The organism is Angustibacter sp. Root456 (genome assembly GCF_001426435.1).
GTDB lineage: Bacteria > Actinomycetota > Actinomycetes > Actinomycetales > Angustibacteraceae > Angustibacter.
In genome coordinates, this window is the sequence record NZ_LMER01000002.1 from 60,811 (window position 1) to 86,201 (window position 25,391).

The window sequence follows — 25,391 nt, forward strand, 5'->3', positions numbered from 1 at the left end:
GTGGGCTCAGGGCTGGTCGGCGTCGACGTCCTCGGGGCCGGGGTCGGGCGCGCCCTCGCGTTCGTCGCGATCGGCCCACTCCAGCAGCGGCTCGATCGAGAACACGGCCTCGTCGATCCCGGCGTGCAGGTCACCCAGCTCAGCGAAGCGGGCGGGCACCGTGCGGATCGTGAGGTCACGCGGCTCGACGTCGGCCACCTCGTCCCAGCGAATCGGGGTCGACACCGTCGCCTCCGGGACGCCGCGCACCGAGTACGCGCTCGCGATCGTGTGGTCACGGGCGTTCTGGTTGTAGTCGACGAAGAGCTTGCTGGGGTCGCGGTCCTTGCGCCACCACGTCGTCGTGACGTCGTCCGGCGCGCGCCGCTCGACCTCGCGCGCGAACGCCAGGGCCGCGCGCCGGACGTCCCCGAACCCGTGGTCAGGTGCGATGCGAACGTACACGTGCAGTCCGTTGCCGCCGGAGGTCTTCGGCCAGCCCGTGGCTCCAAGCTCGTCGAGCACCTCGTGGACGACGGCCGCCACCCGGCGCACGCGGTCGAACGGGCAGTCGGGCATGGGGTCGAGGTCGATGCGCCACTCGTCAGGCCGCTCGACGTCCGCGCGCCGGGAGTTCCAGGGGTGGAACTCGACCGTCGACATCTGCACCGCCCACAGCACGCTGGCCAGCTCGGTGACGCACAGCTCGTCGGCGGTGCGGTGGTAGCGCGGGAACGTCACCCGCACGGTCTCCACCCAGGGCGGCGCGCCGTGCGGCAGCCGCTTCTGGTGCACCTTGTCGCCAGCCAGCCCCTCGGGGAACCGGTGCAGCATGCAGGGCCGCTCGCGCAGCGCGCGCACGATGCCCTCGCCCACCGACGCGTAGTACTGCGCGAGGTCGAGCTTGGTGGCACCGATCGCCGGGAAGTAGACCCGCTCGGGGTGGGTGATGCGCACGGTGCGCCCGTCGACGTCCAGCTCGACGGGCGGTGAGGAGTCCTTGGCTCGTGCCATCGCCCCAACGTAGCGGCGGTGCGGGCGAGCCACCTGGGAAGCCGGGCAGCGAAAGCGCCCGCCGACCGGCTGGTCGACGGGCGCGTCCGAGGGCGTGGGAGCTCAGCCGGTGTACGGCTTGGCGTCGAGGATCTTGACCGGGACCTGCTTGCCGTTCGGCGCCTCGAACGAGGTGCTGTCGCCGATCTTCAGCCCGCTGATCGCCGAGCCGAGCGGGGACTTCTCGCTGTAGACGTCGAGGGAGTCGTCGGACACCTCGCGGCTGCCCAGCAGGAAGCGCATCTCGTCGCCCCCCACGTCGGCGGTGACGACCATGCCCTGCTCGACGATCCCGTCGTCAGCCGGGCGCTCGCCGACCTTCGCGTGCTCGAGCAGCGCCATCAGCTGACGGATACGGGCCTCCTGCTTGCCCTGCTCCTCCTTGGCGGCGTGGTAGCCACCGTTCTCGCGCAGGTCGCCCTCGTCGCGGGCGGCTTCGATGCGCTTGGCGATCTCGGTGCGGCCGGGCCCAGTGAGGTGGTCCAGCTCGCCCTTGAGCCGGTCGTACGCCTCCTGGGTCAGCCAGGTGACGTTCGTGCTGGTCTCGGTCACGGTCAATCTCCTTGCATCTTCGGAACTCTCGGGTCGCGCGGCGCCGTCGCCCCTGCGCCGGCATGCGCGAGGTCAGGCCCTTCTCGGGGCCTGGCGTCACGAGGGGAAGCGTCAAGGATACCAACGCGGCAGCGCCGGCGCCTTCCCGGCGATCACCGACTCACCCGTCCGCAGGTACGTCAGAAGCGGACGATCAGGGACGAACCACGCACTCGCGCACGGTGCCGGTGACTGCCTGCGCCGACGTCCGCACGGTGTCGGTGCGCCGCGTGACGCGGCGCTCGGTGGGGCCGATGGTCACCTCGGCGAGGCCCACGGCGGTCTTGTGCACGTCCAGGGCCCGCAGGCTGCACACCGCCGTGGCCTGCGGGTCCTTGCCGATGTCGTAGGTGACCTGCACCGCGGTGTCGCCGACGATGACGAACCCGACGTCGCTCCACCGGACGTCGGCCCGTGCCTGGTGCAGGCCGGCCCACACCACCCAGGCGAGCGCACCGGCCAGGGCGAGCGCGGCGACGACCGTCAGCGTCAGCCGGCGCCGCCGCGAGGCGGGGCGGCCGTAGCGCCCCGGCGGCAGCTGCAGCGGCTGGGCGGCGGAGGGGGACGTCATGGCAACTCTCGAGGGAGGCTGGTCGGTGCGGCGTCGGTCGGACGCTCCTGAGAGGATTGTCGCGTACGCATCGCACCTGCCAGCACCCACCCACGCGAGGAGCCCCCGTGAGCGAGCCGCTGCGGCTCATGGCCGTGCACGCGCACCCTGACGACGAGTCGAGCAAGGGTGCGGCCACCACGGCGTACTACGTCAGCCAGGGCGTCGAGGTGCTCGTCGTGACCTGCACGGGCGGCGAGCGCGGCGACATCCTCAATCCCCAGCTCCAGCACGACCCCGACCTGCTGCGCGACATGGCCGAGTTCCGCCGTCGCGAGATGGCCGCCGCCGTCGAGGCCCTCGGGGTCAAGCACACGTGGCTCGGCTTCGTCGACTCCGGCCTGCCCGAGGGCGACCCGCTGCCGCCGCTGCCCGAGGGCTGCTTCGCGCTCGAGCCGCTCGAGACGGCGAGCGAACCGCTCGTGCGCCTGATGCGCGAGTTCCGCCCGCACGTCGTCACGACGTACGACGAGAACGGCGGTTACCCGCACCCCGACCACATCAAGTGCCACCAGGTGTCGGTGGAGGCCTATCACGCGGCGGGCGACGCCGAGCGCTATCCGCACGCCGGCGACCCCTGGCAGCCGCTGAAGCTGTACTACAACCAGACCATGTCACGCGGCCGGATCCTGGCCTTCCACGAGGCGATGGAGGCCGAGGGACTCACCTCGCCGTACACCGACTGGATCGCCCGCTGGGAAGACCGCGCCGAGCGGCCGATCACCACCCGCGTGCCGTGCGCCGACTTCTTCGAGGTGCGCGACCGCGCGCTGCTCGCGCACGCGACGCAGATCGACCCCGAGGGGTCGTGGTTCGCCGTGCCGATGGAGGTGCAGCGGCGCGTGTGGCCCACCGAGGACTACGAGCTCGCGCACAGCCACGTCGAGGTGTCGCTGCCCGAGGACGACCTGTTCGCGGGCGTTCGGCTCGACGGCGGCCGCGTGGGCGGCGCCGACGGCGAGGTGGCGTGATGCACCTCGCCACGACCCCCACACCATCGGTCAGCCCGACGGCGACGACCACCACCACGCCGTCGCCTGGTCCGACCCTGCCCGACCCCGACTCGGTCACCCCGGGGCTGGCCGGCTTCCTCGTGGTCTTCGTGCTGGCGATCGTCACCTGGCTGTTGCTGCGCAACATGACGGGCCGGCTGCGCCGCATGCGGTTCCGCGACGAGCAGCGGCAGGCGGCCGAGCGCGAGGCGCACCCCGACGACGAGTAGCGCCCCGCGCCGCACCCTGACGGCGAGACGTCAGTCCAGCGCCCGCACCAGGTCGAGCGGGTCGCGGCGCTCGCCGAACACCTGGCGCAGCGCGCGGCGGGCGGCGTGCACGCCGCCCATGCCGTGCACCGCAGGCCCGGGGGGCGTCGAGGCCGAGCACAGGTAGGTGCCCTCGAGCGGGGTGCGGTACGGGTCCCAGCGCGGTACCGGCCGCATGACCATCTGCCACGGGGTCGGCGCGCCGGAGGCGATGTCACCGCCGACGTAGTTCGCGTTGTGCTGCGCCTCCTCGGCCGCCGTCATCACCGACCGGTGCAGGACGACGTCGCGGAAGCCGGGGGCGAAGCGCTCGACCTGCGCGGTGACCTCCTCGCCGAGGTCACGGGTCGAGCCGGCCGGAACGTGGGCGTAGGTCCACAGGGTGTGGCCGCCGGACGGCGCGCGGGTGGGGTCGACGACCCCGGGCTGGCTGGCGATGACGAAGGGCCGGCGAGAGTGGCGCCCGGCGGCGACGTCGGCTTCAGTGGCCGCCATCTCCGCGCGGGTGCCGCCGAGGTGCAGGGTGCCCGCGAGCTCGCAGCCCGGCGCCGCCCAGGGCACCGGCGCACTCAGCGCGAAGTCGACCTTGCAGACCGCCGAGCCGTAGCGGAACCGCTCGAGCCAGTGGGCGTACGACGACGGCAGCGTGCCGCGGGCCAGCTCGAGCAGGCCGCGGGGGCTCACGTCGAGCAGCACCGCCCGGGCGCGGGGCAGCTCGGCGAGCGAACCCACCGGGTGGCCGGTGCGGATCGTGCCGCCGTGGGCCGTGACGGCCGCGGCCATGGCGTCGACGAGGGTCTGGCTGCCCCCGCGCGGGATCGGCCAGCCTCGGGCGTGCGCGAGCGCGCCCAGGAACAGCCCGGCCCCTGCAGGTGCCAGCGCCCGCGGGGGAGCGATGGCGTGCGCGCTGACGCCGGTGAGCAGCGCCGGGGCGACGTCGCAGCGAAAGCGGCGGTTCCACGCCGGGCTGCCCTGCTCGACGACGCGGCGCCCGAACGCGGCCAGGAGCCGCAGGTCGCGCGGCACGCTGCGGAAGTCCGACAGCAGCAGCCCGACGAGCGACTCCCACCGCGCGGCCAGCGGGCCCAGGAGCGCGCGCCAGGCCGCGCCGTCGGGGCCGAGGCCGTCCGCGGTGCGTTCGAGGTCGCGCCAGGCCAGGCCGGCCCGGCCGCCGTCCAGGGGCTGGGCGTAGGCGACGTCGGGCTGCAGCATCTCGACGCCCCGCCGAGCCAGGTCGAAGGCCCGCAAGAACGGCGAGGCGACGCCCAGGGGGTGAACCGCGGAGCAGACGTCGTGGCGGAACCCCGGCAGGGTCAGCTCGCTGGTGCGCGCGCCGCCGCCGATCGTCGGTGCGGCCTCGAGCACCTCCACCTGCAGCCCGGCGGCAGCCAGCACGACGGCAGCGGCGAGCCCGTTCGGCCCGGCCCCCACCACGACCGCGTCGACAGGGCTCACGGCGCGAAGGCTACCCGCGAGCGACGTCAGGGGGCGTCAGGGTGACGCAGCACCGGCCAGCAGCGGGGTCGAGCCGGGCGCAGGCGCCGTCGCACCGCAGCTGCTCGACGACGCCCTCGACCAGGGCGAGGTTCATGGTGCACACGAGCGTGCGGTGCTCGGCTGCGAGGCGGTCGAAGGGGCAGTTGGCGAGCAGCACGCGGTCGCCCTCCCGGCGCGGCTCGTAGCCGTAGCGCTGCAGCGCGTTCGCCACGGTGTCGAGGTCGTCGCCGTCGCGGGCGCGCGGCGGCGAGTCGAGCTGCCGTCCGGCGTCGTGGGCGGTCTGGCGCACGGCGTCGAGCACGGGGACGTCGCCGGCAGCGGCGAGCTCCACGGCGGTCGCGAGCAGGTGGCCCGCGAGCTCGTACTGCCGCCGGGGGAGCGTGAGGTCGACCTGGCGCTCGCTGCGCCGGTAGAGCTTGGCGGGGCGCCCGGCTCCCGGCCCGGACCGGCCGGTGAGGCGGCGGAACTCGGTGCTGAGCAGCCCCTCCTCGACCAGCTTGTCCAGGTGGAACTTGGCGGTGTGGGCCGGCACGTCGGCGGCCTGGGCGGCCTCGGCGCGGCCGACGGCGTCCGGGCTCGATGCGACCACCTCGTACAGCCGGCGGCGCACCGGGTCGGCGAGCAGGCTCACGCCGCTGATCTGGTCGGTGAGGTCGTCGGTGGACATGCGCTCGCCTTCTATCGGAGACAGTTATTGACGAAAGAGTGTCGAGCGGACTAACGTCGAGTCTAGTCTCTTTTACAAGCGGAGGGCACCATGAGCACACTGCATCGCACCGCCCCGGCCAGCACCAGCGGCGCCGCCGATCCCGTCCGGACGGCGCACGCCGCCCGCCAGGCCTTCGTCCTGCTGCGCACGGCGTTCACGGTCGCGCCGATCGCCTTCGGGCTCGACAAGTTCGTCGGCCTGCTCACCGACTGGCCTCGGTACCTCGCCCCGTGGATCGACCACCTCGTGCCCGGTACCGCGCAGCAGGCGATGTACGCGGTGGGTGTGGTCGAGGTCGTGGCGGGGCTCGTCGTCCTCGTGGCGCCCCGGGTGGGTGGCTACCTGGTGGCCGCCTGGCTGCTCGGCATCATCGTCGACCTGGTCACCCTCGGCGGCTACGGCGACGTCGTCCTGCGCGACGTCGGCCTGCTGGCTGGCGCTCTCGCCCTCGCCCGGCTGGCGACGGCCTTCCCGGCGCCGGTGCACCTGCGGCGCCGCGGGGCGCGCCGGTGAGCGCCCAGCCGCTGGAGGCGTCCGCCCCGCGCCCGAGCGCGAGGCCAGGTCGGCGTCACCGCGTCGAACCGTTGACCGCGCGCGTCGACGTGCGGGCGGCCGAGCAGGCCGCGCACGACCTCATGGACGCGTTGGGGCTGGACGTCGACGCGGAGGCTCTCGTCGACACGCCCCGGCGCATGGTCGAGGCCTACCGCGAGCTGCTCACCCCACGCTCGTTCGACCTGACGACGTTCGCCAACGACGAGGGGTACGACGAGCTGGTGCTGGCCAGGGCGATTCCCGTGCAGTCGGTCTGCGAGCACCACCTGCTGCCGTTCGTCGGAGTCGCCCACGTCGGGTACCTGCCCGGCGAGCGGATCCTGGGCCTGTCGAAGCTGGCCCGCGTGGTCGAGCTGTTCGCGCGTCGACCGCAGGTGCAGGAACGGCTCACCAAGCAGGTGGCCGACTGGCTCGACGACCGGCTGGCACCGCGCGGGGTCGGCGTGGTGATCGAGGCCGAGCACACGTGCATGACGCTGCGGGGTGTGCGAGCAAACGGTTCAACGACGGTGACCTCGACGTTGCTCGGTACGCTGCGAGAAGACGCCCGCTCGCGCGCGGAGTTCCTGGCCCTCACCGGGCTGACCGGCGGGCTGACTACGGGAGGTGGCGTGCGTGGCTGAGGTTCGAGGCATCGTGGTCGTCGGTGGGGGACTCGCCGGTGGCAAGACCGTCGAGGCGTTGCGTGACAACGGCTATCAGGGTCCGGTGACGCTCCTGGCGGCGGAGCCGCACCTGCCCTACGAGCGTCCACCGCTGTCGAAGGGTTTCCTGGCTGGCGACGACGAGCGCGACAGCGTGTTCGTCCACGACGAGCAGTGGTACGCCGACCACCAGGTGACCTTGCGGCTCGGGGAGTCGGTGACCGCCGTCGACACCGCTGCGCACGAGGTCGAGACGTCGTCCGGTGAGCGGCTGGCCTACGACCGCCTGGTGCTGGCCACGGGGTCGCAGCCGAGGCTGCTCGACCTCCCCGACCTCGACGACGCCCACCGTGAGCGGGTGCTGTACCTGCGCACCCTCGACGACAGCGAGCGGCTCAAGGGCTGGCTGCGCGAGGGCGTGCGGCTCGCCGTCGTCGGCGGCGGCTGGATCGGTCTGGAGGTCGCATCGGCGGCCCGCGGTGCGGGTGTCGAGGTCACGGTCGTCGAGATGGACTCCGTTCCGCTGCAACGGGTTCTCGGGTCCACGGTGGCCGAGGCGTTCGCTCAGGCTCATCGCGCGCATGGCGTCGACCTGCGGACCGGCGTGTCGGTCGAGGGGGTGACGGCGTCGGGGCAGGGTCTGCGTGTGGCGCTGTCCGACGGCTCGCAGGTCGAGGCGGACGTCGTGCTCGTCGGGATCGGCATCGTGCCCGACACCGCGCTGGCGGAGGCCGCCGGTCTCGCCGTCGACAACGGCGTGCTCACCGACGCGCAGCTGCGCACGAGCGACCCGGACGTGTTCGCGGTCGGCGACGTCGCGAACGCCGACTACCCGGCGGTGGGTCGGCGGCTGCGCGTCGAGCACTGGGCCTCGGCGCTGAACCAGCCGGCGGTCGTGGCTCGCGCGATCGTCGGCGGCGACGACACCTACGACCTGCTGCCCTACTTCTTCACCGACCAGTACGACCTGGGTATGGAGTACCACGGGATCGCCGACCCGCAGCGCGACCGCGTCGTGGTGCGCGGCCAGCTCGACGGTGCGTTCGTCGCCGCCTGGGTTGGGGACGACGGCAAGGTCCGGGCCGCCATGCACGTCAACTGCTGGGACGACGCCGACGCGGTGAAGGCGCTCGTCGGTCAGCCGCTCGACGAGGTGCGGTTCACCGACACGGAGGCACCGCTCAGCTGACGGCCGGCGCCTCAGGACGTCGGCTGCGGGGGCTCGGCGACGTCCTGGATCTCGGTGCGTACGGCGTACAGCTCGGGAAAGAACGTGAGGTCCAACGCCTTGCGCAAGAACGGCACGCCGCTCGATCCGCCCGTGCCGCGCTTGGAGCCGATGATGCGCTCGACCGTCTTGAGGTGGCGAAAGCGCCAGAGCTGGAAGTTGTCCTCGACGTCGATGAGCTCCTCGCAGGCCTCGTAGGCCATCCAGTGGTCGTGGGCGTGCTCGTAGATGCGCGTGAAGGTCGGCACCAGGTCGGGTTCGAAGTGGTACGGCTTCGACCAGTCGCGGTCGAGCAGCTGGGCCGGCACCTCGTGCCCCTGGCGGTGCAGGTAGGCCAGGAACTCGTCGTACAGGCTGGGCTGGTGCAGCAGCTCGCGCAGCATCGCCTGCGCCTCGGGGTGGTGGTCGAACACCGCCACCATGTCGGCGTTCTTGTTGCCGAGGATGAACTCGACGGCGCGGTACTGCCACGACTGGAACCCGGACGACGACGCGAGGAAGCTGCGGAACTCGGCGTACTCGCTCGGTGTCAACGTGGCGAGCACCGACCACTGCTCGGTGAGCGTGGCCTGGATGTGCTTGACGCGGGCCAGCCGCTTGAGCGCCGGACGCAGGTCGTCGCCGTGGAGCAGGGCGCGCGCCGAGCGCAGCTCGTGCAGCATGAGCTTGAGCCACAGCTCCGACGTCTGGTGCTGGATGATGAAGAGCAGCTCGTCGTGGCGCAGCGGCACGCTGAGCGGGTGCTGGGCGGACAGCACCTCGTCGAGGTGCAGGTAGTCGCCGTACGACATGGCCCGGCGGAAGTCACGCTGCACCCCCGGCTCCAGGTCGCGCTGGTTGACCCGGCCGCTGTCGCCGTCGGCGCTCACGTGCACCTCCTGTCGTGCCGCCGTCCTCCGGCGGTCCTGCGGCATCGTATCGACATGACCGTCGTCGCGAAGACGACAGATGGCTGTCGCCGGGCGGGCCCGCGACAGTCTCGGTAGCGTGCCGATGGTGAGCAGCAGCGAAGCCGCACGCGCCTGGCCAGCGTCCCTGGTGCTGGTGCGCCACGGGGAGAGCATCGGCAACCTGGAGGCACGGTGGGCGGCCGAGGCCGGGCGCGCCCGTCTGCAGCTGGACTACCGCGATCCCGACACGCCACTGTCGGACGCCGGACGCCGCCAGGCCGAGGCGCTCGGGCGGTGGTGGGCCGAGCAGGCGGGCGACGAGCGGCCCGAGGTGGTGCTGACCTCCCCCTACCGCCGGGCGGCCGACACCGCGCGGACGGCGGTGCAGACGGCCGGGCTCGGCCTCGACGTCCGGCCCGACGAGCGGCTGCGCGAGCGCGACCTCGGCGCCTTCGACGGGCTCACGGCGTCGGGGATCAAGGAGCTCTACGAGGCTGAGGCCGAGCGCCGGGCCCGCACCGGCAAGCTCTACTACCGGCCACCCGGCGGCGAGAGCTGGTGCGACGTCGCCCTGCGGGTGCGCAGCCTGCTGCTCACGTGGCGCGAGGAGTACGCCGGTCGCCGCGTCGCGGTGTTCACCCACCAGGCGGTGATCATGTGCCACCGCCTGGTGCTCGAGCACCTCAGCGAGGAGGTGCTGCTCGAGGCCGACCGCGGTGACCCGCTCGCCAACTGCTCGATGACCAGATACAGCGCCGGCGACGACGGTCGGCTGGCACTGGTGCGCTACAACGACACTGCAGCGATGGAGCACGGCGACGCGGCCCCGGTGACCGAGGAGCCCGACGCCGAGGAGCCGGACCCCGCCGCAGCCGACGCGAAGGGGGCGTGATGTCGGACGCGCCGCAGGTGATCACGCCGGCGTTCCTGCGCTCGTGGCGGCTGCCCGACCCCGGCAGCAGCAAGGAGTCGCGCGGGCGCACCCTGGTCGTCGGTGGGCACGTGGAGACTCCGGGCGCGGTGCTGCTGGCTGCCGAGGCCGCGCTGCGGTGCGGTGCGGGCAAGCTCCAGGTGGCCACCGTCGCGGACGCCGCCACCCTGCTCGCCGTGCGCGTGCCCGAGGGCCTCGTGCGGGGACTTGCGCAGACGCCGGACGGAGACATCGCACCGCAGGCCGCCGACCAGCTGCTCGAGCTCGCCGACGGGTGCGCCGCCGTCCTGCTCGGCCCCGGGATGGGCGACGTCGAGGTGGTCGCCGAGCTGCTCTCCCGCGTCGTCCCGCACCTCGACACGACCGTGGTGCTCGACGCCGCGGCGCTGGCCTACGCGTCGTCGGCCGACACCGACCTGAGTCACCTCGGTGGCCGGTGCGTCCTGACACCGAACCCGCACGAGCTCGCGCTGGCCCTGGGGGTGCCCCAGGACGACGTCGAGGCCGATGCCGAGGCGCGGGCGCACGAGCTGGCTCGCCGTACCGGCGCGGTCGTGAGCTGCGGCGGGGCGCAGACGACCATCGCGCACCCCGACGGCCGCACCTGGATCGACGGGTCAGGTGGCGTGGGGCTCGCGGTGTCGGGCTCGGGTGACGTCCACGCCGGTGTCGTCGTCGGACTGGCCGCTCGCGGGGCGCTGCCCGAGCAAGCGGCCGCCTGGGCCGCGCACCTGCACGGCCGGGCCGGTGACCGCCTGGCCGCGGCCGTCGGACCGCTCGGCTACCTGGCCCGCGAGGTGAGCACCGAGATCCCGCGCGTGCTGGCCGAGATCGACGTCTGACTAGTCGAGCTCGCGCAGAGCGCGGGCCTCGATCTCGGTGAGGACGTCGTCGGCCACCTCGGCGCTCACCTCACCCGCCCTGCGGGCCTGCAGCACGAGCGCACGCTCCGCCTCGCTGGTGTCGGCCAGGAGCCGTTGCAGCGCCTCGGTGCTTTCCGTGCGCTCGGCCGGCGCGTCGTCGGGGCCCGACCGGGCGTGCCGCAACGCCTCTTGCGCTGCGAGCCGCCCCTCGTACTGCAGCCTGACCGCCTGGCACACCTCGGGCGGCACGTCGCCCTGCCGGCTGCGCACCACCTGGAGCGCGGCGTCGACGGCGCGGCGCCGCAGCTCGTGAGCGGCGCCGGCAGGGTCGGCGTCCGTCCCGACGCCCAGCGCGTGCACGAGCGGCGACAGCGACAGGCCCTGCACCACCAGCGTCACGAGCACGCACGTGAGCGCGACGAAGACGATCTCCGGACGCTGCGGGAAGTCCCCCGACGACTCGACGGTCAGGGGCAGCGCGAGCACCGCGGCCACGGTGACGACGCCGCGCATCCCGGCCCACGACAGCACGAGCAGCTCGCGCCGGCCCGACCGCTCGGACGCCGGACGCCGCCCCGGCAGGCGCGCGAGGGTGCCGACGCCGAACATCCAGGCGAACCGCAACGCGACCAGCACCCCGACGGTGACGGCCGCCACCGTGAGGCTGGTGCGGTTCACCCGGCTCTGCTCCAGCACCGCGGTGAGCTCGAAGCCGATGAGGACGAACACCAAGCTGGTGATCAGGTAGTCGGCGTAGCGCCACACCGACCGACCGAGCAGCCAGCCGCCGGAGGTCAGCGCGGGGTGACCGTAGCTGCGCAGGTACAGTCCGAGGGTGAGCACGGCGAGCACGCCTGATCCGTCGACCCGCTCAGCGACCAGGTAGGTCACGAACGGCATGGCGAGGGTGATGGTGGTCTCCGCGGACGCCTCGCGCAGCCCCTTCAGGGCCACCGTGGTGAGCCACCCGGCGGCCAGACCCACGGCGACGCCGCCGACCACCGCCAGCACCAGCTGCAGGGCGACGTCGCCGGCGGTGATCGACCCGCTCACGACCGCCGACACCGCCAGCCCGTAGAGCACCAGGGCGGTGGCGTCGTTGAACATCCCCTCGCCCTCGAGCACCGTCACGACTCGGTCGGGCAGCTGCAGCCGCCGGGCCACGGCGGTGGCGGCCACCGGGTCGGGCGGGCTGACGACCGCGCCCAGCACCCACGCCGGCCCCCAGCCCAGTCCCACGCTGTGCGCGGCCCACGCGACGGCGGCAGCGGTCGCCATCGTGAGCCCCACCGCGAGCAGCAGGATGGGCTTGGCCTCCCGACGGAACTCGATCGCCGACGACCGCTGGGTGGCGGCGAACAGCAGGGGTGGCAGCACCACCGGCAGGATCAGCGCGGGGTCGAGCCGCAGCTGCGGCGTCCACGGCAGCAGCGGCACCAGCAGCCCGAACACCGTGAGCAGCACCGGTGACGGGACGCGCAGCCGGTCGGCCAGCGGGGTCAGCACCACCACGCCGAGGAGCAGGATGCCGAGCAGCAGGGAAGTGGTCACTCCCGCATGCTGCCGACGGTGCGACGTGACCGCATCTTCATGGTGCGGCGCGGGTCACGGGCGCGCCGTCCGTGACCACGGGCAGCGTCGCGCCTGGCCGTCGGTACCGTTCCCCTCGTGCCGGACGTCCTCGACTCCCGTTCCTCGCAGCGCACGTGGGCCCTCGCGCTCGTGGCGGCGAACTTCGTCGGCTTCACGCTGCTGCTGACGGCGGTGCCGGTGGTGTCCAGCGCACGCGGGCTCACCGGGGCGATGCTCGGTGTCGTGGTCGCCGTGGTCGGCGGACTGGGCGTGATCGCGGACGCCCCGGTAGGTCACGCGGTCGCGACGTGGGGGCTCCGGCCGGTCGTCGTGCTCGGCGGGCTGGTCTCCGCAGGTGCTTGTCTCGCGGTGGCGATCGTGCCCGGCGCGGCGACGGTGGTCATCGCCGCGCCGGTCATCGGGGTGGCGAACGCGTTGCTGGTCAACCCTTTGCTGACAGCGCTCGCTGCGTCAGCGGACGAGGCCGCCCAGGTGCCGACCCAGCTGGCCAACGCCGGCGTGCAGCGTGCTGGTGCGCTCGTCGCGGCCGGGGCCGTCAGCCTGCTCATGACCCGGAACGGTGGCGGCGGCCTCTTCCTCGTCTGCGCCGCGGTGTTCGTGGCGATCGCGGCGGGGGCAGGCCGGATCGGTGAGATCGCCGGGCCGGTACCACCGAGCGTCACCACGACCTACCGCCACAGCTTCCAGGTGCTGGTCCGCTCGCGGGAGGTCCAGCTCGCGGCGCTGATGAACGTGGTGATCACGACGTTCGCGGTGACCGGAGGGTCGTTCGTCCCGCTGCTGATGGGTGCCCGGGGTGCGGCCGCCTGGGCCGTCGGTGCCGTTCTCGCCGCCCGCGAGGTCGTCGCCGTGCTGGTCGCCTGGCGTGCGATGCGCAGGGCCACCCTGGACGTCTCGCGCTTCGTGGGTGTCGCAGGAACCGTCGGTGCCGTGAGCCTCATGGCCTGCTGGCTCAGCGGGCAGACCTGGTTCCTCGTCGGTGCCTTCGCCGCGCAGGGTGCGGCACTGTGCGCGTGCATCGCCGCGACCAACGTGCACACCGTGCGGGGTACGACGCCTGCCGACCGGCTCTACGGCTTCGCGGCCACCTCGTTCACGAACCGCCTGGCCGGGATGATCGTCCCGTTGCTGCTGGGCACGGTGCTCGCCCGCGTGGACGCCGCGACCGCTGTGCTGACCGGTGGAGCCGTCGCCCTCGTGGGGGTGCTCGCGTACGTCCTCCTGGCTCGCGGCGCGACCGGCGACACGCTGACCCGGCTGCCCGACTAGCGGGCGCTGTCGCCCCCCGACGACTCCCTGATGACGAGGCTGGGGGTGAAGATGCTCTTGCGCGGCGGCCGCTCGTCACTCGGTGCGTCGTCGAGCAACCGCACCGCTTCTCGGGCCATGACGTCCACGGGCTGACGCACGGAGGTCAGACGCGGCGACGTGATGCGACCCATCAGCGAGTCGTCGTAGCTGGCGACCAGCACCTCGCCCGGCACGCCGATCCCCGCGTCGCGCAGCACCGCGAGAAGCCCCACCGCGATGGTGTCCGACCCGCACATGATCGCCTCTGGCAGCGCGTCGCAGGCGATGAGCCGCCGGGCTGCTTCCTGACCCCATTCGGTGCTGAACTCCCCGAGCAGCTCGCCGGAGAGCTCGTCCGGCCCGGCCAGCTCCTGGTAGGCCCGCAGCCGTTCGCTCGCGGCGCTGCTCGTCGGCTTCGCGCCGACGTAGGCGATCGAACGAGCTCCCTTGCTCCTCAGGTGGTTCATGGCCTGCCGCACGCCGTCGACGTTGTCGGCGCCGACGAAGTCGGTTCCCGTGTCGTCGACGAAGCGGTCGAACTGCACCACCGGGCCGCGCGCGGCGGCGGCGCGCAGGGCCGGGGCCGAGTCTCGTGAGACCGGCACGACGACGAGGCCGTCGACCATCCGGTTGACCAGCAGCTCGATACGCTCAGCCTCGACCGTGGGGCTGTTCTGCGCGTCGCAGAGCACGAGGGAGCGCTGTGAGTCCGCGAGGACGCGTTCGAGCGCCTCGACGGCGCTGATGAAGTAGGGGTTCGTGATCGCGGGGACGACGACGCCGATGGTGCCCGTCTGCTGGGTCCGCAGCGCCCGAGCCATGACGTTCGCGGTGTAGCCCAGCTCCCGGCTCGCTGCGAGAACGCGTCGGGCGAGGTCGGGACTGACGCTCGAGTTGCCCGAGAGCGCGCGCGACGCCGTCGCCTGGGACACGCCCGCCGCAGCGGCGACGTCCCGGACGGTCGCTCGACGCTGCATGAAAACGACCTCTCGAAATCCGTCCAAATCGCCGAGCCGGGGCCACGCCTCGGTAGCCGTCCGAACCGCACGGCTCCCGGCATCATTCAGCCAAACACCTTGCCAGTCAACGTTCTGCGAAACCCTTGACAATGTTCGACCAGTCCCGTTGGATCTGCTGAACGTCGAGAAATCGATTTCTTCAATGGTGAGGAGGTCGGCGGTGCTGGACGCTGCACCCCCGCAGATCGTCGTCGTCGGCAGTGCCAACGTCGACATGGTCGTCCAGGTACGCGACCTCCCGAGGCCGGGCGAGACCGTCCTGGCTCGCAGCTACCACGACTTCCCCGGTGGCAAGGGCGCGAACCAGGCCATGGCTGCTGCCCGGCTCGGGCGTGCCGTGTCGTTCGTCGGCCGTACCGGTGCGGACGACGGCGCGGACCTCGTGCGCGGCGCGCTCGCGGCGGAGGGCGTGGACGTCAGCGAGCTGCGGTCGATCGAAGGAGAGGCGACCGGGCGCGCCATCGTGCTCGTCGACGCCGACGCCGAGAACTCGATCGTGGTCGTCGCTGGCGCGAACGCAGCCCTGGTGGCCGAGCACGTGCACGCGGCCGAGAACGCGATCACCCAGGCTCGTGTGGTCGTCGCCCAGCTCGAGGTGCCCGTCGACGTCGTCCGGGCGGCCGCCGAGCTGACGCGCGGTCTGTTCGTCCTGAACCCGGCTCCAGCGCGCCGCCTCGATGACGAGCTGATGGCGCTCGTCGACGTCCTCGTCGTCAACGAAGGGGAGTTCGAGGTGCTGGCCGGTCAGTCGGTCACCCCGGACCCGGCAGCCCTGCCGAGCATCGTGCGGGCCGCCGCCCTTCCCGCGGCCGTCGTCGTGACGCTCGGCGGCGAGGGGGCGCTCGTCTGTCTCGGTGACGAGGTCACGGCAGTGCCGGCACCCGCGGTCGACGTCGTCGACACGACCGGCGCCGGCGACACGTTCGTCGGGGCGCTCGCCGACGCGCTCGCGCGCGACGAGCCACTCGTGGACGCCGTCCAGTGGGCGGTGTGCGCCGCGTCCCTGTCCACCGGTGCGCTCGGTGCCACCACCGGCATGCCGCGCCGCCATCAGGTCGAGAGCCTCCTCGCGGCGCAGCCGACTCAGGCGTCGAGCCAGGCATCGACCCAGGCATCGAACCAGGCGCCATCGCCTGCGCCGATCCCGCGCGAGGCGCCCATGAGCTGACCTGCAGGGCATCGACATTCCTCATCCTGCGTGCAAAGGAGCACACCCCATGAAGGGAACAACCAAGGGAGCGCTGGCCGTCGTCGCGACGGGCGCCTTGCTCCTCACGGCCTGCGGGAGCTCGACGGACAGCGCCTCGTCCAGCCCGAGCTCCGCCGGCAGCAAGCGCCCCTCCGTCGTCAACGTGGTCAACGGACCGCTCGGCGACCAAGGCTTCTTCGACGACGCGGCCCGCGGCATGAAGAAGATCGAGGCCGAGGGCAGCAAGATCCAGATCATCCAGTCCGACGCCAACAACCCGGCGCAGTGGAAGTCCAACCTGGAGTCGGTGTCGACCGGCAAGTGGGACATCGTCATCACCGGCACGACGCAGATGCACGACATCCTCAACCAGGACGCGCCGAAGTACCCGAAGCAGCACTACATCATCTACGACGACGTGGTGAAGCAGCCGAACGTCGCCTCGATCATCTACAAGCAGAACGAGGGCTCGTTCGTCGCCGGCGTGCTGGCCGGCCTGGTGACCACCAACAAGGACAAGTTCCCGATGGCCACGGGCTCCAAGACCGTCGGTCTCGTCGGTGGCATGGACATCCCGGTCATCAACGACTTCGTGGTGGGCTTCAAGAAGGGCGTGGAGTCGGTCGACCCGAGCATCCAGGTCAAGGTGTCGTACGTCGGCAACTTCACCGACTCCAACAAGGGCTTCGACCAGGCCAAGCTGATGTACAGCCAGGGCGCTGACGTCGTCTTCCAGGTCGCGGGTGGTGCCGGTATCGGCGTGCTGAAGGCCGCAGCCGCGGCGAAGCGCTACGCGATCGGCGTGGACGCCAACCAGAACGCCATCCAGCCCGGCTTCGTCCTCGCGTCGATGCTCAAGAACATCGGCGAGTCCCTGCAGCAGGCCGTCGACGACGCCGCCGCCGGCAAGCTCAAGTATGGCGAGACGACCGCGTACGGTCTCGCCAACAAGGGCGTCGGTCTCGTCTTCGAGAACAACAACGACATCGTCCCGAAGGACATCCAGGACAAGGTCGACGAGTACGCCCAGAAGGTCGCCGACGGCTCCATCAAGGTGCCGACGGTCCTGCAGTAGCCGGGAGGTCGCCCGCCGGCCCTGCCGGCGGGCGACCCACCGCGCGTCCCACGGGACGCCGCTCGTGTCGTCAACGTCTCGACCCACAGATCGGCTGATCCATGGCAACCCCCCTTCTCGAGCTCCAGGAGCTGACGAAGTCGTTCGGGCCGGTGCTCGCCAACGACCGCATCTCGCTGAAGGTCCACGCCGGGCGCATCCACGCGCTGGTCGGCGAGAACGGCGCGGGCAAGACCACGCTGATGACGATGATCGCCGGCACCGCCCGGCCCGACTCCGGCGTCATCTCGGTCGACGGGCGCCCGACGCAGATCACGAGCCCCCTCAAGGCGTCCGCGCTGGGCTTCGGCATGGTGCACCAGCACTTCAAGCTCGTGCCGTCCCTCACGGTGGCCGCCAACGTCTTCCTCGGACGCGAGCTGCGCACCCGCACCGGCCAGCTGGACACGGCGGCCATGGAGGAGCAGGTGGCCGAGCTGAGCCGCCGCTTCGGACTGGCGATCGACCCGCGGGCCAAGGTCGCGGACCTCTCGGTCGGCCTGCGCCAGCGCGTCGAGGTGCTCAAGGCGCTCAGCCACGACACGCGCCTGCTCATCCTCGACGAGCCGACAGCGGTGCTGACCCCCAGCGAGAGCGACGACCTGTTCGTCGTCATCCGGTCGCTGGCCGAGCGCGGCTGCGCCGTGGTGTTCATCTCCCACAAGCTCGGTGAGGTGCTGTCCATCGCCGACGAGATCACCGTCATCCGGGACGGCCGCACCATCGCCACCCGACCGGCGGTCGGCCTGTCCGAGCCCGACATCGCGCGGATGATGGTCGGCCGCGAGGTGCTGCTGCGCCTCAAGCACACGCCGGCCAACCCCCAGCAGGAGGTGCTGGCGATCGACGACCTCACGGTCGTGGACGCGCGCGGCGTCACCGCCGTCGACCACGTCAGCCTCGGCGTCCGCGCCGGCGAGATCGTGGGCATCGCCGGTGTCGAGGGCAACGGGCAGTCCGAGCTCGCGGCTGCGATCGCCGGCATGCAGGACGTCGCCTCCGGGCGCGTGCGGCTGGCCGGCGACGACATCACCCGTGCCAGCGTGGCCAAGCGCCGCGCGGCCGGCCTCGCCTACATCCCCGAGGACCGCCACGAGGAGGGGACGGCGCCGAGCCTGAGCGTCGCCGAGAACATCGTCGCCACCCACCTGCGCGCCCCCGTGGCCCGCGCCGGCTGGGTCAGCACGCGCGGCATGCGCTCGATGGCGACCCGGCTGATCCGCACGTTCGACATCCGCGGTGCGCGCCCGAGCACGCCCGTGGGCTCGCTGTCGGGCGGCAACATGCAGAAGGTCGTCATCGCCCGCGAGTTCGAGGCGGACCCGAGCTTCCTCATGGTGAGTCAGCCGACCCGCGGTGTGGACGTCGGCGCCATGGAGTTCGTGCACAACGCCTTGGTGTCCGCCCGCGACCGCGGCGCTGGGGTCCTGCTGCTGTCGGCCGACCTCAACGAGGTCATGTCGCTCTCGGACCGCCTCCTGGTGATGTACCGCGGCACCGTGGTCGCCGAGTTCACCCAGGAGACCATGACCGAGACCGCCGTGGGTCTGGCGATGGCTGGGGTCCGCCCCGACAGCGAGGCGGTGACCGAGGCCGCGAAGGAGCACGAGCGGGCGGTCGAGCAGCTCGCGGCCCGGCAGGGCGAGGGTGGGGCGACGACCACCGAGCGCACCGCTGCTCCCGTCGAGCCCATCGAGCCCATCGAGCCCGTGGCGGCCGACGTCGCCGCGCCGGCCGCACCCGCCGCACCGGCACGGGACGAGGTGCTCGAGACCGACCGCCGTCGCTCGTCCAGCGAGTGGCTGCGGGACGTCGCGTCGGGGGNCATCTTGGCGATCGGCGGCAACCCCCTGGCGGCGTACAGGGAGCTGTTCTTCTCCAGCTTCCAGTCACCGCAGGGAGTCGGCGGACTGGTGGCCCAGCTCATCCCGCTGCTCGTGCTGTCGTCCGCGGTGATCGTCAGCTTCCGGGCCGGCTTCTTCAACATCGGCGGCGAGGGCCAGCTCTACGTCGGTGCCTTCGCCGGTGCGTGGGCAGGCTTCACGTTCCACAGCGTGCCGGGGCCGCTGCTGACGCTGCTGGTCCTCGTGTGCGCGTTCGCCGCCGGTCTGGTGTGGGGTCTGATCCCGGGTGCGCTGTTGGCGTTCTGGCGGGTCGACATCATCGTGACGACGCTCATGATGAGCACCATCGCGACCCTGCTCACGGCCTACCTCGTGACGGGCCCCTTCAAGGACCCGTCGGCCGGTCTGGCCGGCTCACCGAAGATCGACGAGCACGCCCTGCTGAAGATGTTCAACCCTGAGTACGGCATCGGCATGGATCTCGTGCTCGCGCTGGTCATCACCGTCGTCCTCGGCCTGGTGCTCACGCGCTCGGTCTGGGGCATGAAGGTCCGCGAGGTCGGCCAGATGAACCGGTTCGCTGCGTACGCGGGCGTCAGCCCCAAGGCGATGAGCATGCAGGTGATGGCGCTCTCGGGCGCCGTCTCCGGGCTCGCCGGTGCGATCTTCGTCCTCGGCCCCAACGGCGGACGGTTCCTGCAGACGTTCTCGCCGGGCTACGGCTTCCTCGGTATCACCGTGGCGCTGCTCGCACGCCTGAACCCGTGGGCGGCCATCGTCGCGGCCGTCTTCTACGCGAACATGATGGCCGGCTCGAACGGCATGCAGATCAACACCGACGTGCCCTACCCGCTCGTCAACGTGCTGCAGGGGCTCATCATCCTGATGATCACCGCGACGTTCGTGCTCAACCGCCGCCGCAAGCGCGTGGTGACCGAGCGAGGTGCCGGGCCCGACACGTCCGTCGAGGACGACGAGATCGAGCCGGCCACGACCTGGACCCACTACGAGTCGCCGGCGACGACCGCGACGGAAGGAGTCGAGCGGTCATGAGCAACGTCCTCGGCCACATCCTGACAGCAGCCACCCTCGCCGTGATCCTCATGAAGGTGGCGCCGATCCTGCTCGCAGCTATCGGCGGGGCGGTCACCCAGCAGGGCAACATCCTCAACATCGGGCTCGAGGGCATGATGCTCATCGGCGCCTTCGCGTCGATCGCCGTGGGCTCCTGGGCCGGCAACGCCCTCGTGGGCGTCCTGGCGGCGGTCGTCTCGGCCCTGCTGCTGGCGTTGCTCTACGCGGTGGCGACGCTGAACCTCAAGGCCGACTTCATCGTCGTCGGCATCGGCGTGAACCTGCTGGCCGCCGGCCTGTCGGTGTTCCTCCTCCAGGTGCTCTACGGCAACCCCGGCGTGACGCCGCCGGAAGACAGCATCAACCTCCCGCGCATCCCGCTCGGCCCGCTGGCGCACATTCCGGTCATCGGGCCGGCCATCGACGACCAGACCCCGCTGGTGTGGCTGGCCTTCATCTGCGTCCCGCTGTACTCCTACCTGTTGTACCGCACCCGTTTCGGTGTGCACCTGCGCGCGGTCGGTGAGGACGAGGGTGCGGCCGAGGCGGCCGGTATCAGCGTCAGCCGGATGAAGTTCTGGAGCATCCTCATCTCCGGCATCCTCTGCGGCCTCGGGGGCGCGCAGCTGGCGATGGCGACGCTCGGCAGCTTCACGGCCGGCATGACGTCGGGCCGCGGCTTCATCGCGGTCGCAGCGCTCACCTTCGGCTTGGCCAAGCCGGTGCGCACCATGGTCGCCGCGTTCATCTTCGGTGCCGCCGACGCCCTCGCCGACCAGCTCGGCGTCGCCGGCGTCAACTCGAACCTGGCGCTCATGACGCCGTACATCATCACCATCGTGGCACTCGTGCTCGCCGGGTTCCGGCTGCGGTCGGTGCTGGGGTCACGGTCCACCCGCAAGCCGGAAGCGGTGCCCGCGTCATGACGCCCCAGAAGGTGATCCTCGACTGCGACCCCGGCCACGACGACGCGATGGCGCTGCTTCTCGCCGCGGGGGACCCCCGCATCGAGCTGGTCGCCATCACCACGTGCGCCGGCAACCAGACCCTGGAGAAGGTGACCCGCAACGCGCTCGCGGTCTGTGCGGCCGCGGGGATCGACGACGTCCCGGTCGCGGCGGGTGCCGCCGGCCCGCTGGTGCGCACGCAGATGGTCGCGCCGGACATCCACGGCGAGAGCGGCCTGGACGGGCCGGTGCTGCCGGCCCCGACCCGCTCGATCGACCCGCGGCACGCCGCTCAGCTGATCATCGACACGGTGATGGCGCACGAGCCCGGCGAGATCGTGCTCGTCCCGACCGGCCCGCTGACCAACATCGCGCTCGCCATGCGTCAGGAGCCGAGGATCGTCGAGCGCGTGAAGCGGGTGGTCCTCATGGGCGGCGCGTACACGCGGGGCAACCGGACACCGGCCGCGGAGTTCAACATCGCTGCCGACCCCGAGGCGGCGTACGCCGTCTTCGACGGCGCCTGGCCCGTGACCATGGTCGGTCTGGACCTCACCCACCAGGCGACAGCCACGCAGGACGTCGTCGAGCGGATCCGCCAGATCGGCTCGCCGTTGTCGGACTTCGTCGTCGAGGTCCTGAGGTTCTTCACCTCGTCGTACAAGGAGCACCAGGGGTTCGACGCGCCGCCGGTGCACGACCCCTGCTGCATCGCCCTCATCGCCGACCCCGAGGTCGTGACGACTGAAGACGCCTTCGTCACGGTCGAGCTCACCGGCACCTGGACCAGCGGCATGACGGTCACCGACTTCGGCAACGCCTACGGGCGCGACCACAACACGCAGGTGGCGACGGTGCTCGACCGGGACCGCTTCTGGGACATGACGATCGAGGCGATCCGCACGCTCTCGACGGCACGCCAGGGCGGGGCCGCCTCGTGAGCGGTGTGATCCTGGACTGCGACACCGGCATCGACGACGCGCTCGCGATCGCCTACGCGGCCGGCGCCGGCGTGCCGCTCACCGCCTGCACGGTGGTGCACGGCAACGTCCCGGTCGACCTCGGGAGCCGCAACACCGTCACGGTGCTCGACGCCGTGGGCCTCGACGGCGTGCCTGTCTACCGCGGCGCGTCGCGACCGATGGCCCAGGAGCTCATGACCGCCGAGCACGTGCACGGCCAGGACGGCCTCGGGGACGCCGGCATCGAGCCGTCCGCCCGAGCGGTGGCCGGCGACCTCGCGGCGGTGCGCATCGTCGAGCTGGCACGGGCGCACCCGGGCGAGCTCAGCATCGTTGCCGTCGGCCCGTTGACGAACATCGCGCTGGCGCTACTGCTGGAGCCACGGCTGCCCGAGCTCGTCGACCAGGTCGTCATCATGGGCGGTGCGGTGGGCGCAGTCGGCAACGCCTCGGAGACGGGCGAGGCCAACATCTGGCACGACCCGGAGGCGGCGCAGGTCGTCATCGACGCGCCGTGGGACGTCGTATTCGTGGGGCTCGAGGCCACGATGCGCACGCCGCTCACCCAGGAGCAGCTCGCGCGCATCGAGCGCAGCGAGGACCCGCGGGCCCAGCTGTGCTGGCGCGTCCTGCAGCACTACCTGGACGTCTACGAGAACGTTCTCGGCGAGCGATCGTGCGTGCTGCACGACCCGCTCGCGCTCGTCCTGGCGGTCGAGCCCGGGCTCGCCACCTACCGGACGGTGCGCGCCTTCGTCGAGCTCGGCCGCGGTGGCACGCGGGGCATGCTCGTCGGCGACCTGCGCGGCTTCCGCCCGGATCCGGAGGACCCGCGCGCCCCCGGCGTGATCCGCATCGTCGACACCCTCGACACCGTCGCCTTCCACGACCGTTTCCTCGCCGCCATCGGCGCCTGAGGCACCCCCCGCCAACGACGCCCCTGGAGGCCTCCGCATGACCACGCCCGTCATCATCGACACCGACCCCGGCATCGACGACGCACTCGCCCTGACGCTCGCCTTCGCCAGCCCGGAGATCGAGGTCCTCGGTGTCACCACGGTCGGTGGCAACTCCGGCATCGCGCACACGACCGAGAACGCCCTGCGGTTGCTGCACCTGCTGGGCGCCGACGACGTGCCTGTCGCAGCTGGCGCGCAGACCCCGCTCGTGCACGCCGACTCCTACGCCGACCCGAGCACGCACGGCGAGGACGGCTTCGGCGGCGTCGTGCTCGACCCCGCACCGCGCCAGGCCGACGAGCGGTCCGCCGTCGAGCTGATGGTCGACCTCATCGAGAAGGCAGCCCGACCCGTGACCGTGGTCGCGATCGGCCCGCTGACCAACCTCGCGGTGCTCGGCGCGGCTCACGCGCGCACGTTCCGCAAGATCGAGCGCATCGTCATCATGGGCGGCGGGGCCCGCACACTCGGCAACATGACGCCGGCAGCCGAGTTCAACATCTGGTTCGACCCGGAGGCGGCCGCCCGCGTGTTCCGCTCCGGCGTCCCCGTCACCATGGTCGGGCTGGACGTCACGCACCAGGCGGTCACACCGCAGACCGCGTGGGAACCGTTGCGCGGCAAGGGCCGTCTGGCCCAGGCGATCATGGGGATGGTCGACTTCTACACCGGCTACCACCTCGACCACTACGGGACGTCCGACACCGCGCAGCACGACTCGCTGGCCGTCGGTGCGGTCATCGACCCTGGGCTGCTGCAGCTCAAGGAGTGCCACGTCGACGTCGAGTGCGCCGGCCGGCTCACGCGGGGCATGACCGTGGCCGACCTGGACGGCATCGGCGAGGGCACGCCGAACGCCCGCGTCGCCCTCGAGGTCGACACCGCGCGCTTCAACGACCTGCTCGTCTCGCGGATCGCCGCGCTCGACGCGCGCCTCGGCTGAGCCCTCTCCTGAACGGAAGGTGCCCCATGGCACTCAAGATGGTGCTGGACTGCGACACCGGCGTCGACGACACGATGGCGATCCTCTACGCCGCCCTGCACGAGGACGTCGAGCTGCTCGGGGTCGGCGCCGTGTTCGGCAACGTCCCCGTCGACACCGCGACGCGCAACACGACGCACACCCTGGCGATGGTGGGACGCGACGACGTCCCCGTCGCGCGCGGCGCCGACGGTCCCCTGGACGGGCGCCCCCAGACGTACGCGCTCTTCGTCCACGGCGACGACGGCCAGGGCAACGCCGGCACGGGGCGGCCCGTCGCGCCCCCGGTGCAGGAGTCCGCGGCCGAGCAGATCGTGCGGCTCGTCCGCGCGCACCCGGGGGAGGTGGAGATCGTCGCCGTCGGACCGCTCACCAACGTCGCCCTCGCGCTCGACCTGTGCCCCGAGCTGCCCTCGCTCGTGCGCGGAGTGACCATCATGGGGGGTGCCGCCCTGGCCCCCGGCAACGTGACACCCCTCGCCGAGGTCAACATCTGGTTCGACCCGAACGCGGCAGCCACGGTCTTCGCCGCCCCCTGGCGCGTCACGATGGTCGGGCTCGACGTCACCATGCGCACGACCCTCACCGAGGCGCACCGCCGTCAGCTCGCGGCCGGTGGCACGGTCGGCGACTACGTGGCGCGCATCCTCGACTTCTACTTCGACTTCTGCGCGAGCCGCGAGCTCGGCGAGCGCAGCGGCTTCCTGCACGACACCCTCGCGGTCGCGGTCGCGGCGGGAGCCCTGGTCCCGAACCTGGCTCCCACGGTCGACGTGCAGGTCGACACCGGCGAGGGCCCGGGCCGCGGGCAGACCGTCTGCGACCTGCGCGGCAGGTACATGGGCTTCCCGGAGCAGCCGGGTGCCCACTGCGTCGTGGTGCTCGAGACGGACCCCGGCTTCGCCGACGAGGCGGTCGCGCTGATCGCGGCCGCCGGCGACGCGCAGATCGACGTCACGCCGTCCCGGCTGGCGGCGTCCCACGGCAACGGAAGGTAGCGAGATGGCTCTCAAGATGGTCCTGGACTGCGACACCGGCATCGACGACACGATGGCGCTGATGTACGCGGCGCTGAGCCCGGAGGTCGACCTGCTCGCCGTGGGTGCGGTGTGGGGCAACGTGGACGTCGACACCGCGACCCGCAACAGCCTGCACACGCTGGCGATGCTCGGGCGCGACGAGGTGCCGGTGGCTCGCGGCGCGGCCGGGCCGAGCGACGGCTCGACCGCCGAGTTCGCGTTCCACGTGCACGGTGACGACGGGCAGGGCAACGCCGGTACGGGGCGCAGCGTCGGCCAGCCCGCGCCGGTCACGGCCGCCCAGCAGATCGTCGACGCCGTCCGGGCGCACCCGGGCGAGGTCGAGATCGTGGCCGTGGGCCCGCTCACGAACCTCGGAGAGGCCCTGGCGCTCGACCCCGAGCTGCCCTCCCTGGCGCGTGGAGTCACCCTCATGGGAGGTACGGCGCTCGCTCCCGGCAACGTCACGCCGGTGGCCGAGGCCAACATCTGGCACGACCCCGAGGCCGCAGCGGCGGTGTTCGACGCGGCATGGCCGGTGACGATGGTCGGCCTCGACGTCACGATGAAGACCCTGCTCGACGAGGG

General features: G+C 72.2%; 26 protein-coding genes. 18 read left to right on the forward strand and 8 right to left on the reverse strand.

The genetic code is table 11. From position 1 onward, the window contains the following. Nucleotides 1–6 precede the first annotated feature (6 nt). From ligD to ASD06_RS03505, 3 genes are all read right to left on the reverse strand, one after another. Nucleotides 7–993 (reverse strand): non-homologous end-joining DNA ligase, encoded by a 987-nt coding sequence (gene ligD / locus ASD06_RS03495; RefSeq protein WP_056673258.1) that lies wholly within the window; start codon nucleotides 991–993, stop codon nucleotides 7–9. Nucleotides 994–1,095: 102 nt separating this feature from the next. Then, nucleotides 1,096–1,584: a transcription elongation factor GreA gene (gene greA / locus ASD06_RS03500; RefSeq protein WP_056673262.1), complete on the reverse strand. Its 489-nt coding sequence runs from the start codon at nucleotides 1,582–1,584 to the stop codon at nucleotides 1,096–1,098. A gap of 193 nt (nucleotides 1,585–1,777) precedes the next feature. Next, on the reverse strand, nucleotides 1,778–2,194 hold the full coding sequence (locus ASD06_RS03505) for a DUF4307 domain-containing protein (RefSeq protein ID WP_056673265.1): 417 nt from the start codon (nucleotides 2,192–2,194) through the stop codon (nucleotides 1,778–1,780). Nucleotides 2,195–2,301: 107 nt separating this feature from the next. Between ASD06_RS03505 and mca the strand changes: the two genes are divergently transcribed. After that, nucleotides 2,302–3,204, forward strand: a complete 903-nt coding sequence (mca, locus tag ASD06_RS03510) for a mycothiol conjugate amidase Mca (RefSeq protein ID WP_056673268.1) — start codon at nucleotides 2,302–2,304, stop codon at nucleotides 3,202–3,204. Continuing rightward, nucleotides 3,204–3,455 (forward strand): hypothetical protein, encoded by a 252-nt coding sequence (locus ASD06_RS03515; RefSeq protein WP_082537670.1) that lies wholly within the window; start codon nucleotides 3,204–3,206, stop codon nucleotides 3,453–3,455. Before mca ends, ASD06_RS03515 begins: the two co-directional genes overlap by 1 nt. A gap of 30 nt (nucleotides 3,456–3,485) precedes the next feature. On the opposite strand, the gene ASD06_RS03520 is transcribed toward ASD06_RS03515, so the two are convergent. After that, nucleotides 3,486–4,949, reverse strand: a complete 1,464-nt coding sequence (locus ASD06_RS03520; protein WP_056673272.1) for an NAD(P)/FAD-dependent oxidoreductase — start codon at nucleotides 4,947–4,949, stop codon at nucleotides 3,486–3,488. Nucleotides 4,950–4,959: 10 nt separating this feature from the next. Beyond that, a complete protein-coding gene (locus ASD06_RS03525; RefSeq protein WP_056673276.1) occupies nucleotides 4,960–5,658 on the reverse strand; it encodes a metalloregulator ArsR/SmtB family transcription factor in 699 nt (232 codons plus the stop codon). 90 nt (nucleotides 5,659–5,748) lie between these two features. Here ASD06_RS03525 and ASD06_RS03530 point away from each other — a divergent pair, with 90 nt between their 5' ends. The 3 genes from ASD06_RS03530 to ASD06_RS03540 all read left to right on the forward strand — a co-directional run bounded on the left by ASD06_RS03530 (nucleotide 5,749) and on the right by ASD06_RS03540 (nucleotide 8,088). Then, a complete protein-coding gene (locus ASD06_RS03530) occupies nucleotides 5,749–6,213 on the forward strand; it encodes a hypothetical protein (RefSeq protein ID WP_056673280.1) in 465 nt (154 codons plus the stop codon). Nucleotides 6,214–6,284: 71 nt separating this feature from the next. After that, nucleotides 6,285–6,878 (forward strand): GTP cyclohydrolase I FolE, encoded by a 594-nt coding sequence (folE, locus tag ASD06_RS03535; RefSeq protein ID WP_056673282.1) that lies wholly within the window; start codon nucleotides 6,285–6,287, stop codon nucleotides 6,876–6,878. Continuing rightward, on the forward strand, nucleotides 6,871–8,088 hold the full coding sequence (locus ASD06_RS03540; RefSeq protein ID WP_056673286.1) for an NAD(P)/FAD-dependent oxidoreductase: 1,218 nt from the start codon (nucleotides 6,871–6,873) through the stop codon (nucleotides 8,086–8,088). Before folE ends, ASD06_RS03540 begins: the two co-directional genes overlap by 8 nt. An 11-nt stretch (nucleotides 8,089–8,099) precedes the next feature. Here the strand turns inward: ASD06_RS03540 and kynA are convergent, their stop codons facing one another. Next, a complete protein-coding gene (kynA, locus tag ASD06_RS03545) occupies nucleotides 8,100–8,996 on the reverse strand; it encodes a tryptophan 2,3-dioxygenase (protein WP_235502198.1) in 897 nt (298 codons plus the stop codon). A 124-nt stretch (nucleotides 8,997–9,120) separates the two neighbouring features. On the opposite strand from kynA, the gene ASD06_RS03550 reads away from it, so the two are divergent. Both ASD06_RS03550 and ASD06_RS03555 read left to right on the forward strand, forming a co-directional pair. Then, complete coding sequence (locus ASD06_RS03550) at nucleotides 9,121–9,909, forward strand: histidine phosphatase family protein (protein WP_056673469.1); 789 nt, start codon at nucleotides 9,121–9,123, stop codon at nucleotides 9,907–9,909. Then, entirely contained in the window at nucleotides 9,909–10,790 is an 882-nt protein-coding gene (locus ASD06_RS03555) for an NAD(P)H-hydrate dehydratase (protein WP_056673291.1), read from the forward strand. Before ASD06_RS03550 ends, ASD06_RS03555 begins: the two co-directional genes overlap by 1 nt. Here the strand turns inward: ASD06_RS03555 and ASD06_RS03560 are convergent, their stop codons facing one another. Continuing rightward, nucleotides 10,791–12,362 (reverse strand): Na+/H+ antiporter, encoded by a 1,572-nt coding sequence (locus ASD06_RS03560; protein WP_056673294.1) that lies wholly within the window; start codon nucleotides 12,360–12,362, stop codon nucleotides 10,791–10,793. A gap of 117 nt (nucleotides 12,363–12,479) precedes the next feature. On the opposite strand from ASD06_RS03560, the gene ASD06_RS03565 reads away from it, so the two are divergent. Next, the gene (locus tag ASD06_RS03565) at nucleotides 12,480–13,673 is read left to right on the forward strand and encodes a hypothetical protein (protein WP_056673297.1); all 1,194 of its coding nucleotides are present in this window, start codon (nucleotides 12,480–12,482) and stop codon (nucleotides 13,671–13,673) included. On the opposite strand, the gene ASD06_RS03570 is transcribed toward ASD06_RS03565, so the two are convergent. Further along, a complete protein-coding gene (locus ASD06_RS03570) occupies nucleotides 13,670–14,671 on the reverse strand; it encodes a LacI family DNA-binding transcriptional regulator (protein WP_056673300.1) in 1,002 nt (333 codons plus the stop codon). The two genes, ASD06_RS03565 and ASD06_RS03570, sit on opposite strands and share 4 nt — an antisense overlap. Nucleotides 14,672–14,873: 202 nt before the next feature. Here ASD06_RS03570 and ASD06_RS03575 point away from each other — a divergent pair, with 202 nt between their 5' ends. The 10 genes from ASD06_RS03575 to ASD06_RS19235 all read left to right on the forward strand — a co-directional run. Further along, nucleotides 14,874–15,881, forward strand: coding sequence for a ribokinase (locus ASD06_RS03575; protein ID WP_200941859.1), 1,008 nt, complete (start codon nucleotides 14,874–14,876; stop codon nucleotides 15,879–15,881). A gap of 49 nt (nucleotides 15,882–15,930) precedes the next feature. After that, a complete protein-coding gene (locus ASD06_RS03580; protein ID WP_056673303.1) occupies nucleotides 15,931–16,977 on the forward strand; it encodes a BMP family protein in 1,047 nt (348 codons plus the stop codon). A 101-nt stretch (nucleotides 16,978–17,078) separates the two neighbouring features. Continuing rightward, nucleotides 17,079–18,840: ABC transporter ATP-binding protein (locus tag ASD06_RS19540; RefSeq protein ID WP_235502199.1), on the forward strand; the 1,762-nt coding region annotated here is incomplete at its 3' end. Nucleotides 18,841–18,929: 89 nt separating this feature from the next. After that, on the forward strand, nucleotides 18,930–19,913 hold the full coding sequence (locus ASD06_RS19895; protein WP_369853671.1) for an ABC transporter permease: 984 nt from the start codon (nucleotides 18,930–18,932) through the stop codon (nucleotides 19,911–19,913). After that, on the forward strand, nucleotides 19,910–20,860 hold the full coding sequence (locus ASD06_RS03590; protein ID WP_056673306.1) for an ABC transporter permease: 951 nt from the start codon (nucleotides 19,910–19,912) through the stop codon (nucleotides 20,858–20,860). The genes ASD06_RS19895 and ASD06_RS03590 overlap by 4 nt, the downstream gene beginning before the upstream one ends. Beyond that, entirely contained in the window at nucleotides 20,857–21,822 is a 966-nt protein-coding gene (locus ASD06_RS03595; protein WP_056673309.1) for a nucleoside hydrolase, read from the forward strand. Before ASD06_RS03590 ends, ASD06_RS03595 begins: the two co-directional genes overlap by 4 nt. After that, nucleotides 21,819–22,760: a nucleoside hydrolase gene (locus ASD06_RS03600; protein ID WP_056673312.1), complete on the forward strand. Its 942-nt coding sequence runs from the start codon at nucleotides 21,819–21,821 to the stop codon at nucleotides 22,758–22,760. Before ASD06_RS03595 ends, ASD06_RS03600 begins: the two co-directional genes overlap by 4 nt. Before the next feature lie 37 nt (nucleotides 22,761–22,797). Next, entirely contained in the window at nucleotides 22,798–23,745 is a 948-nt protein-coding gene (locus ASD06_RS03605) for a nucleoside hydrolase (protein WP_056673315.1), read from the forward strand. Between the two features lie 26 nt (nucleotides 23,746–23,771). After that, the gene (locus tag ASD06_RS03610) at nucleotides 23,772–24,782 is read left to right on the forward strand and encodes a nucleoside hydrolase (RefSeq protein ID WP_082537672.1); all 1,011 of its coding nucleotides are present in this window, start codon (nucleotides 23,772–23,774) and stop codon (nucleotides 24,780–24,782) included. 4 nt (nucleotides 24,783–24,786) lie between these two features. Next, on the forward strand, nucleotides 24,787–25,391 hold a 605-nt coding region (locus ASD06_RS19235; protein ID WP_235502200.1), incomplete at its 3' end, for a nucleoside hydrolase.